Origin of the sequence: Citrobacter sp. Awk 2, from assembly GCF_028069815.1 — a bacterium.
In the GTDB taxonomy this organism is placed as follows: domain Bacteria; phylum Pseudomonadota; class Gammaproteobacteria; order Enterobacterales; family Enterobacteriaceae; genus Citrobacter.
This window is the reverse complement of the sequence record NZ_JANEWL010000129.1, coordinates 1-11,145: the sequence shown is the minus strand read 5'-3', so window position 1 is coordinate 11,145 and position 11,145 is coordinate 1. Positions and strand designations below refer to the sequence as shown.

The following is an 11,145-nucleotide window of genomic DNA, read 5'->3' as shown; positions in this document are numbered from 1 at the left end:
CCTAAATATTACCCTTATATAAGAGAGAAGAAAATGGGAGGAGTATAGAATAGCTTATCGCTATTTGGTAATAGAGACTTTCTATCATTGCGAGTTGGTGAGGTTAGTTCGGTGAAATTTTCCCCTAAACTAGATGATGGGGAAAATAACAAGATTCGTTGGTGTAGAAAAGAAAATAAAAGGTGAGTATCCAAAAATTATTTATCCAGATGGAAGTGTTGCTCCTGAAAGAACGCCTTTCCCTGATTTTGATAAGATCGATAAAATTAAAGTTAAATGATTTTTGTTTATTTTTTTCGAGGGTTAAACATGACAAAAGACTTGGTTTTACTTGGTGACAAAACTTCTCACGGCGGAAAAGTGATCTCCGCCTCTTCCAATATTACTGTCGACGGGAAAAAAGTCGCGTTAGTGGGTGATTTGGTGAGTTGTCCGGTTGATGGGCATGGAACTAATCCTATCGTAGAAGGATCACCACACCGGACATTTAACGGTCGGGCTGTTGTCGTCGATGGCTGCAAATGCCAGTGCGGTTGTACTGTAATTTCAAGTGCTCAGAATAGCACAGTAGGATAATCAATGGGCTGGGAAAGGACGAAAGCAACAACAATGGAGTTGCCTCCTGAACCCTCTTTTATAGGGTGGATTCTTGCTGGCGGCGCTGCCGTTATTGCGGGCGTATTGCTGTTTATCCTCCATGCGTCCGGCATGGTTAAGGCATTAGCTATATTCAACATCTGGTGGCTGGCATCCAGCCCGGTTCTTGGCTGGTTTTTCCTATTTTGTTTGCGGGGATGGCTGTGGGGCAGAACCGTCAATGAACATCAGTTTTTGCAGAAGGAAGCGGAATACGGACAGCAACAGTGGGAAGCCTGGGCTGGGCGCTATCTGGCCGTGCTTGGAAGCTGCATACTGCTACCTTCCGGAGTGACCTCTGACGCCATTGCTAAATCAGACGCTGCAGATGCGCCGCAATTGCTTTCACTGACCAGTCATTTTGATACGAAATCAGCGACGCCCACCTCCTTGCTCGAACTGGGTCTGGCTGGTGTACAAAGTGCGATCGCGATGTTGCCTGCGACAGTGCCGTTCAACATCACCATTGTGAGCGACATGATTTCGCCAGACTTCGGGACCCGGTTTCGCGAGTCATGGGGGAGAATTTATCCAGGGCGTGCGCTGACAGGTTCGATTTCATGTTGTGAAGTCCTTTATTTTACCTGGCTCGAAGAGCGCCTTAAAAATCCCGTTTTCGATATTGATTTGATCCTGATATTGCAGAATCAGGGTGCTGAACAGTATTCCGATGCACTCGCAGCGATGGTACTTACCAGCGATGATGTTGCTGAAAAATACCAGCTTCCTCACTCCGCCCGCATATTGCGACCGATGCCGCTGGACATGACAAATTTCAGGGCTGATATGGGGTTGTTCCTCGAAACACAAACGATCGCCTGTCAGACATCAAACGTGTTCTGTGATTATGGGCACTGGAATGACGGGTTTGCTGATCTAATGACCGCGTCTCAATCACATCTGACACCGTGGGTGCCCCAGGAAATTGATGTACTGGAAAAATATAACGGAATTCCAGGGGCCGGGAGTGCGTGGCTTCTAGCCTCATTACTGGCCGACATTGTGTCCGTCAGCAACAAACCTGTTTTAGGGTTGTTTACCTCAGGTACTGATCGTTTTGTCAGTACTGTTACCTCAGGGAGTAAAAATAATGATGCCGGGTAGTACATGGAGCAGAGGGGGGCTTGCCGGCATAATAGCCTGCATCTCAGCGATTATAGTGGCCTTGATCCTTCATTTCGGCCCCTCGCATGGCCTTGATACCCGACCGATGCAAGTGCTTGCATTCATTGCCGTATGGATAGTCCTGCTGATTGTTTTCTATACGCCGTTCATGTTCCGGTTTATGAAGGAAAGGTATCATCGCTGGCGGGAACAGAAGAACAATGCGTTGCCTTCTGATGAATCAAGAGTTGCCCGGACTCCGCCACGCAATGTCACCGTTGATACCATCCGTGAAGCCATGCGTAACCTCTACGGGCGGCGTTGGGGACGTAAAACACGTATTTTGCTGATAACTGGTACTTCCGCTGAGGTTGAGCAATTGACCCCAGGTCTGACAGGTCAGCTCTGGCAGGAAGACCGCGGTACGCTGTTACTGTGGGGTGGTGACCTCAATACGCCAGCGGACAGTGCCTGGATGACCGCGTTGCGCAAACTGCGCCGTCGTCCGGTGGATGGCCTGGTGTGGGTCACCTCGGCCTTTGACCAGCTCTCAGCACCAGGGCTGGGGCTGCCGCTGCCGGTACCGTCTGAAAGCATCATGGATTCCCTGTCTCACGCCATCAGCGCACGTATGGAAGCGCTTGGCTGGAAACTCCCGCTGTATGTCTGGTCCCTGCACCCGCGCGCCGGTCAGCCGGAAGGGCGCATTATGCAGGCGACCGGCTGCCTGTTACCTGCCGGATGTCGCACCGAAGGGCTGGCAGAACAACTCTCCGCCCTGACGCCGGATTTGACTTCACAGGGTCTGCAGCAGACCTGTGGGGAGGTGAAACATAACTTCCTGCTGACGCTGGCTGACCAGCTCATTCGCGAACCGGAGAGCGTGACCGCACCGCTGTCGGTGATGCTCAATCCATACCGCCCGCTGCCGCTGGCCGGCGTGGTGTTCAGTCAGCCCTCTGCCGGTACCGAACGTGCCGTGCCGCACCACTGGGGCATGGATAAGCGCTGGGATATCCTGCCTGAGTCTGTCCGGACACTCCCAGCCGGACTGCGTCCGCGCAAACCGGGCATTCCCTGGCGCAAAGTGTTTGCGTCAGTTGTCGCCCTGGCAATGGTGGGCTGGGCTCTCTGGATGAGCATCTCCTGGGTCACCAACCGCAGTCAGATTGACGGCGCGAATGCCCAGGCCGCACTTGCCGCCCGTCAAAATCAGCCGCTGGAACAGCACCTGCACGCGCTGTCTGAACTGCAGAAAACACTTGCCCGTCTGCAATACCGTTCTGAGCACGGTGTGCCATGGTATGAGCAGGCCGGGCTGAGTCAGAACAATGCCCTGCTGGCGGCACTCTGGCCACGTTATCAGGACAGTGCACTGCCGCTGTTGCGGGATGCAGCCGCAGACCATCTTCAAAAGCAGGTCAGCGCCTTTAACGCGTTGCCGCCGGGCAGCCCACTGCGTGAGCAGATGGCCAAAACTACCTATGACCAGCTCAAACTCTACCTGATGCTGGCCCGTCCGGAGCATATGGACGCCGCCTGGTTCAGTTCGGCGCTGCTGCACGACTGGCCAAAACGTGATGGCGTGAAAGATGGCGTCTGGCAGGGCGTGGCTCCGTCACTGCTGTCGTTCTATGGCGCTCAGCTGGTTGCGCACCCGGAGTGGAAATTGCGGGCAGATGAGAACATGGTCAGCCAGGCGCGTTCCCTGCTGGTTCGCCTGATGGGCGTACGTAACAGCGAATCAACCCTGTACCAGAATATGCTCTCTCAGGTGGCGCACCTGTACGTCGATATGCGCCTCGAAGACATGACCGGCGATACCGATGCATCCCGTCTGTTCAGCACCACGGAAATCGTGCCGGGCATGTTCACCCGTCAGGCCTGGGAGCAGGCCGTGCAGCCAGCCATCGAAAAGGTGGTGAAGGCGCGTCGGGATGAGCTCGACTGGGTGCTCACTGACAGCAAGCGTCAGGTCAGTACACAGGATGAGACCTCCCCGGAAGCGCTGAAAAAACGTCTGACGGAACGCTACTTCGCGGACTTTAGCGGGGCCTGGCTGGCGTTCCTCAACAGTCTGCGCTGGAACCAGGCCGCGACGTTGTCAGATTCCATTGACCAGTTGACCCTGATGGCCGATGTGCGCCAGTCACCTCTGGTCGCCTTGATGAATACCCTTAACGTGCAGGGCTGCACCGGGCAGAGCGGGGAGGCGATTTCGGATTCGTTGGTGAAATCAGCGAAAAATCTGCTCGGTGGCGACAACCAGGATGCCATTGACCAGAGTGCCGGCGTTCATGGCCCGCTTGATGCGACCTTTGGTCCGGTGCTGGCGCTGATGGACAAGAACCGCACGGGAGCACAGGAGCAAAGTCTGCAGTCGTACCTGACCCGCGTAACGCAGGTGCGTCTGCGCCTGCAGCAGGTGACCAATGCTGCTGACCCGCAGGCCATGACCCAGACCATTGCCCAGACCGTATTCCAGGGCAAAGCCGTGGACCTGACTGAAACCCGCGATTACGGCAGCCTGATTGCTGCTGGTCTGGGACAGGAGTGGAGCGGCTTTGGGCGCACGGTGTTTGTGAACCCAATGGAGCAGGCCTGGCAGCAGGTGCTGACCCCGGCGGCTGAGAGCCTTAATGCCCAGTGGCAGCAGGCGGTGGTGGCTGAGTGGAACAGTGTCTTTGGTGGCCGTTATCCGTTCAACAACTCCAGCAGTGATGTTTCCCTGCCGCTGCTCGCCAAATACCTCAACGCGGATTCCGGGCGTATCGCGCAGTTCCTGCAGACCCGTCTCAAAGGCGTGCTGCACAAAGAGGGCAACCACTGGGTGCCGGACAGCATCAACTCTCAGGGACTGGCCTTTAACCCAGCGTTCCTCAATGCCATCAACACCCTGAGTCATATCTCGGATGTCGCCTTCACCGAAGGTAATGCCGGCATGAACTTCGAACTGCGCCCGGGCACTGCCGATGGTGTGATGCAGACGGACATGATTATCGACAGCCAGAAGCTGACCTACGTGAACCAGATGCCCGCGTGGAAGCGCTTCGCCTGGCCTGCGGATACGGAAGCCCCTGGCGCAAACCTGAGCTGGATTAGCACTCAGGCTGGCACCCGCCAGTATGCTGATATTCCGGGAGCCTGGGGCTTAATTCGCCTGCTCGATATGGCTGCGGTCAGCGCTTACCCGGGCGTCGGCAGCAGTTACAGCCTGAGCTGGAAAGCCCAGGACGGTCGCACGCTTAACTACACCCTGCGTACCGAAGCAGGCGAAGGCCCGCTGGCGCTGCTGAAACTGCGTAACTTCCGCCTGCCGGAAACCATCTTCAGTACCACCGGTATCGCACCGTCAGATCCAGCGACAGATACGGCCAGTGACAATGGGGAGGCGTACTGATGAGCACGCTCAATGCCTTACTCAGCGCCTGCCAGACAGAGCAGGCGCCCTTGCTTGCCGCCACCCGTGAGCGTGTAGCGCAGCGGGACAGCTGGCTGCAGCCGCTGTCCGGTTCATCGCCTGTTGGCGAGGACCCTGGCTATGACGACGACTTCCAGCAGATGCGCGAGGAGGTCAACAAGCTCTCCGGCGCGGATACCGAGCTCATCTGCCGGCTGGCAGAGAAGCTGCTGACCACCACCGCCAAAGATATCCGTGTGGCAACCTACTACTGCTGGGCGAAGCTGCACCGCGAAGGTGAACAGGGGCTGGCCGAGGGGCTCGAACTGCTGGCCGGTCTGCTGGAGCGCTTTGGCACACAGTTGCATCCGCAGCGTGACCGCAGCCGTAAGGCGGCACTGGAATGGCTGGCAGGATCGCGCATGACCGACTCCCTTTCCCTGTACCCGGAAGTGGTCAGGGAAGAGGCGCTGCGAACTACAGGCGCATTGCTGCTAATCGCACAACTTACAGAAAACGATCCGGATGAAACCCGTCCGGAACTCAATGCGCTGTACGGTGCGCTGGAAAGTCGTCTGCAGAAAGCGGGGGGCGTGGATGCGGTGGTACCGCAGAACGCCAGTACCAGCGAAACTCCGTCGTCTGCCAGTCACAGCGATGCCCCGACTATCGGGCGGATCACCTCCGGTCAGGATTTGCTGGCCCAGGCCCGCACCCTCACCGAATACCTGCGCGAGCAGCCGGATGGCTGGCTGTCAGCACACCATCTGATGAAGAGCCTGCGTCACGACACCCTCCGGGCCATCCCGGCCCCGGATGCGCAGGGGCGTACACGCATCGAGCCACCAAGGGCGGATCAGCGCGCGTTACTCAAACGCCTCTACCTGCAGCAGAACTGGGCTGAAATGCTGGAAACGGCCGACAGCACCTTTTCCCGCGGTGCCAACCACCTGTGGCTGGATTTGCAGTGGTACATCCATCAGGCGCTGACGAAATCCGGTCAGGAGACCCTGGCTGACATTATTGCTGCCGACCTGAAAGGACTGCTGTCTCGTCTGTCCGGCCTCGAGACGCTGGCGTTCAGTGACGGCACGCCGTTTGCGGACGAAGTGACGCTGAACTGGATCCAGCAGAGCGTGCTGGACACCGTCGGTGGGTGGGGTGATGACACGCCATCAGCTCCGGTCACCTCTGGTAACGACGACATTCTGGCGCTGGAGCCGGAAGCCGTGGCACTGGCCGACAGTGAAGGTCCGGATGCCGCGCTGGGCTGGTTACAGACCCGGCCGGGCATGACCACCGATCGTCAGAAGTGGCTGTTGCGTCTGTTGATGGGCCGCATTGCTGAGCAGTACGGTAAAAATGACCTGGCGGTGCATCTGTTTGCAGAGCTGGGTGAGCGTGCCCGTGTAGTGACCCTCAGTGACTGGGAGCCTGAGCTGTTGTTTGAGGTACAGGCCCGCCATCTGAAACTCCTGCGCCTGAAAGCCGGTCGCAGTGAGGCTGATAAGGCTCGCCTTACACCGGTAATGGATCAGTTACTTGCCGGGCTAATCTCTGTCGATCCAGCCCGTGCTGCCGTGCTTTGCGGATGATATTTAGTCATATCTTTAGGATAGAAATCAGGAACAAGGAAAAATAAAAAATGAAACATCTTAGAATGCTTACCTGTTTGGGTGTGATGTTCTTGCTTTCAGGCTGTACAGCATTATTGTGGGGAGGGAATAAGGTCGCTGAGCCACAAACAGAAAGGCATATTCAGATTCAGGATAGTGTCGCAGGTGTGTTTCAGTATAAGAACCTTGCTGTTTCTGCTATTCAGGCCAGTAAAAAAACGGCTATTAATGTTCCTTCTGATGGTGTCGCCTTCGTCGGTGAAAAGAATATCTATATTCTGACTCAGGGGACTGATGAACTTCTGTCTCTAAATAAACTTGCAACCCAAATACCTCTGATATCTGGGCGGGAAGAGAACTCTCTCAAATTTCGCATAAACAAGCCGTCAGACAACGATAGCGTGCTTCAATTCAGCGATGCATTACCCGTCGAAGTCAATAAATCTACCAGTACGTTTTCATCAGAAGAATTAAACACTATTCAGCATGCTGGCTTTAAGAACAACGGTGTCAGATATGTCAGAGATGTGTATATCACTGGTGTGATTATCCCTAAAGCGAGCGTTAATTATACTTTTGATAAGACTGAGTCTTTGGGGAGAGCATACAACGTTCAGTTTTATTCACTGGAGGCAGGAACCGATTTCCATCCCGTAAATCTGGCGACCAATATTGTTGTTACTCCTTTGGCTCTCTCCGCTGATATTGTTTTCTTCCCAATCTCTCTTCAGTTTCTGCGTTTAATGATGGGCCCTCACTGAAGCCGGTTTCTACGGAAATACACATGAAAGATCTAACCCTGAGTTATTACGACGCAGAAATGCGCTACCTCCGTGAAGCCGCCAAGGAATTCGCCCGGACCCATCCGGACCGTGCCGCGATGCTTGATCTGGATAAGGCCGGAACACCCGATCCCTACGTTGAACGTCTGTTTGAAGGCTTTGCTTTCTCAATGGGGCGATTGCGTGAAAAGATAGACGATGACCTGCCAGAACTCACCGAAGGACTGGTTAGCATGCTCTGGCCGCACTATCTGCGCACCATCCCGTCGCTTTCGGTAGTGGCACTCACCCCGTCTTTTCATGAGATGAAAATGGCGGAAGTCGTGCCTGCGGGGCTGGAAGTGTATTCCCGCCCGATGGGGCCGAAGAACACAGTGTGTCGATACCGCACCACGCAGGATGTGATGATCAATCCCTTGAGTGTTTCTGGCATCACTATGACCACTGAACCCGATGGTCGCTCTCTGCTGCGGATGCGCTTTACCTGCAGTAGCCAGGCTGACTGGTCCAGTGCTGATCTCAGTCGCCTGAGCCTGTATCTCGGTGCAGATGCCCCCGTCAGCAGCCAGTTGCATCTGATGCTGACCAAACGGCAGGCGGCACTCTACATGCGCCTGCCCGGCCAGACCGACCGCATTCGTCTTGACGGGTACTTCTCGCCGGGAGGATTTGCGGAGGAGGATGGGCTGTGGCCGAAAGGTGATATCGCGTTCAGTGGCTACCAGCTGCTGCTGGAGTATTTCACCTTTCGCGACAAGTTTATGTTTGTCCACCTCAATGGCCTGGACGGTATTACGCCGCCTGCCGGAGTGGAGTACTTCGATATTGAAGTTGTGCTCAGCACGCCGTGGCCATCAGACCTGCCGATCACCGATGAGGCGGTTCGTCTGCACTGTGTGCCGGTAATTAACCTGTTCACCCTGGAGGCGGACCCGCTCACTATCACCGGGCTTGAAAGTGAGTACCTGCTGCGCCCTAAGCGGCTGCAGGACGGGCATACCGAGATTTACTCTGTGGATTCGGTTACCGGCTCCAACCGGGCCAACGATGCGGAGTACGTGCCGTTCAGCAGCTTCCGCCATAAAGGAGGGATGATGCGTCGTCATGCGCCACCGCGCTACTACCATACCCGAGTGAAACGCAGCGTGACCGGACTGTATGACACCTGGCTTATCCTTGGGGGGCACCAGTGGGAAGAGGACCGCCTGTTTGAGCGTGAAGCCGTATCGCTGCAAATCACCGGCACCAACGGCCAGCTGCCGCGCCGTGCATTGCAGAGCACGCTACTGGATCGCTGCGAGCAGGTGGTGGATACGCAGCTTTCTGTGTGTAACCTCTGCAAGCCCACGCTGCCTGTCTATCCTCCAGCGGAAGACCGTTTCCACTGGCGGGTATTGAGCCACCTCGGCTCCGGTTTCCTGAACATGATGAGCACCGCCGAAGTGCTGCGCGGGACGCTGGCGCTTTATAACTGGCAGGAAGATGAACTGAACATCCGGCGTCTGGAGGCGATTTTGCATGTGGAGCACCACCGCTTGCAACGTTTTGAGCAGGGCTTTCTGCTGCGCGGGCTGGATATCGAAGTGACCCTCGACAGTAATGGTTTCACCGGTGAGGGTGATATTCATTTGTTCGGTGAAATGCTTAACCGGTTCTTTGCATTGTATGCCGATATGAACCAGTTCAACCAGCTCACCCTCATCGTTCAGCCAGAAGGAAAATGCATCCGGTGGAAAGAGAATCACAGTCCACGCCTGCCCGGCTGATGGCGCAGTTACGGCAGTACCTGCCGTACATGAACTTTTATCGCTTCTGCCAGTTACTGGAGCAGAGCCAGGCGGATAAACCGGTTATCGGCAGCAGCTGGCAGGTACGTCATGAACCGGTACGTTTTCGGCCCCATCCGGGCATGGGTTTTCCGGCCTCTGAGATCAAAGGGATTGAGCCGCCAGAGCATCATCATCTGCCGCCGACAGTGCGCATCACCTTTATGGGACTCTACGGTGTGGAGTCCCCGCTGCCAACGCACTATATCGATGACATTACCCAGCGACGGGAAGGGTATGAGGCCACTGCGGATTTCCTCGATATCTTCAACCACCGGCTGATTGCCCAGTACTACCGGATCTGGCGTAAATACTCGTACCCGGCAACCTTCGAAGAAGGCGGTAAGGACAAAACCTCGCAGTACCTGTTGGGGCTGGCCGGACTCGGTATTGAAGGCTGTACGGACAGTATCTCAACCCCGGCTTCGCGCTTTCTGTCACTGCTGCCGGTCATGTTGTTGCCCGGACGAACCGCAGAAGGTATGACTTCACTGGTGCGCCTGCTGGCACCCAACACGCAGGCGAAAATTTGGCACCACGACAAACGCCGTGTGCCGCTGAAGAAGCCGCTGACCATGAGCGTCAGCCAGCCCGTCACCCTGACAAACCGCCCGGTGATGGGCAACTATGCCACCGACGTGAACAGCCAGATACTGATGCGACTGGTCACCACTGACACGGCAGAAGTGCTGGGCTGGTTACCGGGCGGGGAGCTTCACACGGATTTAATGGCGCTGCTGCATGTGTATCTTGGGTCTCGCCTGGATGTCCGCCTGCAGCTGTGTGTCGACAGTAGCCTGCTGCCCGACGCGATGATGAGCACTCACCCCAAAGTTGGCGCAGCGCAGTTGGGCCGTACCGCCGTGATACGGCCGCTGAATGCAGCGAACCGCGTCATGCCCCCCAAAACCATAACCATCAATCTTGGCCGCTATGAGCGGGTACAGGAAAATATTCACCGCAGGGAGACCGATGAAGATGGCGATTACCGCTGGTAAATTTCCTCTGGCTGCGCTGGCCGTTGGTATCACACTGATACTGGCGGGCTGTGGGCTGACTCAAAAAGTGACAGACGGCACTGTTGCCGTGACCAAATCGATTTTTTATAAGCAGATAAAAAACCTGCATCTGGATATTCACGCCCGCGAGGCCGTCAACAGCAATGCGGGTGGCGTGGCACTGTCCACAGTAGTGCGTATTTACCAGCTCAAAGACCGGAAAACATTTGACACGACAGACTACCCGTCACTGTTCAAGGCGGACAGCCAGGCCATTAAAGCAGACCTGGTAGCTGAGAAAGATATCCGCCTGCAGCCGGGCGGGGCAGTGACGGTTGATATGCCGATGGAAGAGAGTGCGCAGTATGTGGCAGTAGCTGGCATGTTTATGTCACCGGACCAGGTGAACAACACCTGGCGGGTGGTACTGAGCCGCGATGATCTTGATCCGGATAAAGCCCGCGTTATTGAGGCTGGGAACAACCGACTGACCCTGCAGGCGCTAAAAGATGAGTGAATCCCCCCGTCCTTCACTCTATGAAACGCTCTACGGCAACTTCACTGGTGGCCTCGATCTCCATCAGGTCAGTGAACAAAACCAGGCCATTCTCTCGGTACTGGATAACATGCAGCGCATCCTCAACTGTCGCGCCGGCACGCTGGCGCATCTGCCGGACTATGGCTTGCCGGATATGACCAAAACCCTGCAGGGGATGCCCGGTACCGCCCATGAACTGATGGGCGTGCTGTCGGCGGTGCTGCTCAAATATGAACCGCGCCTGA

General features: G+C 55.9%; 9 protein-coding genes. All 9 read left to right on the top strand.

The features are described from left to right. Positions 1 to 309 precede the first annotated feature (309 nt). Positions 310 to 576: a PAAR domain-containing protein gene (locus NNO02_RS21265; protein ID WP_271455667.1), complete on the top strand. Its 267-nt coding sequence runs from the start codon at positions 310 to 312 to the stop codon at positions 574 to 576. A gap of 3 nt (positions 577 to 579) precedes the next feature. Continuing rightward, on the top strand, positions 580 to 1,740 hold the full coding sequence (locus NNO02_RS21260) for a hypothetical protein (RefSeq protein ID WP_271455666.1): 1,161 nt from the start codon (positions 580 to 582) through the stop codon (positions 1,738 to 1,740). Continuing rightward, complete coding sequence (locus tag NNO02_RS21255) at positions 1,727 to 5,140, top strand: ImcF-related family protein (protein WP_271455665.1); 3,414 nt, start codon at positions 1,727 to 1,729, stop codon at positions 5,138 to 5,140. The genes NNO02_RS21260 and NNO02_RS21255 overlap by 14 nt, the downstream gene beginning before the upstream one ends. Continuing rightward, complete coding sequence (gene tssA / locus NNO02_RS21250; protein WP_271455664.1) at positions 5,140 to 6,735, top strand: type VI secretion system protein TssA; 1,596 nt, start codon at positions 5,140 to 5,142, stop codon at positions 6,733 to 6,735. The genes NNO02_RS21255 and tssA overlap by 1 nt, the downstream gene beginning before the upstream one ends. Positions 6,736 to 6,785: 50 nt before the next feature. Next, positions 6,786 to 7,517, top strand: coding sequence for a hypothetical protein (locus tag NNO02_RS21245; protein ID WP_271455663.1), 732 nt, complete (start codon positions 6,786 to 6,788; stop codon positions 7,515 to 7,517). A gap of 23 nt (positions 7,518 to 7,540) precedes the next feature. Further along, positions 7,541 to 9,304: a type VI secretion system baseplate subunit TssF gene (gene tssF, locus NNO02_RS21240; RefSeq protein WP_271455662.1), complete on the top strand. Its 1,764-nt coding sequence runs from the start codon at positions 7,541 to 7,543 to the stop codon at positions 9,302 to 9,304. Then, positions 9,259 to 10,362, top strand: coding sequence for a type VI secretion system baseplate subunit TssG (tssG, locus tag NNO02_RS21235; RefSeq protein WP_271455661.1), 1,104 nt, complete (start codon positions 9,259 to 9,261; stop codon positions 10,360 to 10,362). Before tssF ends, tssG begins: the two co-directional genes overlap by 46 nt. Next, on the top strand, positions 10,343 to 10,879 hold the full coding sequence (gene tssJ, locus NNO02_RS21230; protein WP_271455668.1) for a type VI secretion system lipoprotein TssJ: 537 nt from the start codon (positions 10,343 to 10,345) through the stop codon (positions 10,877 to 10,879). The genes tssG and tssJ overlap by 20 nt, the downstream gene beginning before the upstream one ends. Then, positions 10,872 to 11,145: type VI secretion system baseplate subunit TssE (tssE, locus tag NNO02_RS21225; RefSeq protein WP_271455660.1), on the top strand; the 274-nt coding region annotated here is incomplete at its 3' end. The genes tssJ and tssE, both read left to right, overlap by 8 nt.

What these genes read in the sequence shown, in the direction of transcription:
- tssF (WP_271455662.1), top strand. Translation starts at nt 7,541, where the DNA reads ATGAAAGATCTAACCCTGAGTTATTACGACGCAGAAATGCGCTACCTC.
- NNO02_RS21255 (WP_271455665.1), top strand. Translation starts at nt 1,727, where the DNA reads ATGATGCCGGGTAGTACATGGAGCAGAGGGGGGCTTGCCGGCATAATA.
- NNO02_RS21265 (WP_271455667.1), top strand. Translation starts at nt 310, where the DNA reads ATGACAAAAGACTTGGTTTTACTTGGTGACAAAACTTCTCACGGCGGA.
- tssG (WP_271455661.1), top strand. Translation starts at nt 9,259, where the DNA reads ATGCATCCGGTGGAAAGAGAATCACAGTCCACGCCTGCCCGGCTGATG.
- tssJ (WP_271455668.1), top strand. Translation starts at nt 10,343, where the DNA reads ATGGCGATTACCGCTGGTAAATTTCCTCTGGCTGCGCTGGCCGTTGGT.
- NNO02_RS21260 (WP_271455666.1), top strand. Translation starts at nt 580, where the DNA reads ATGGGCTGGGAAAGGACGAAAGCAACAACAATGGAGTTGCCTCCTGAA.
- tssA (WP_271455664.1), top strand. Translation starts at nt 5,140, where the DNA reads ATGAGCACGCTCAATGCCTTACTCAGCGCCTGCCAGACAGAGCAGGCG.
- NNO02_RS21245 (WP_271455663.1), top strand. Translation starts at nt 6,786, where the DNA reads ATGAAACATCTTAGAATGCTTACCTGTTTGGGTGTGATGTTCTTGCTT.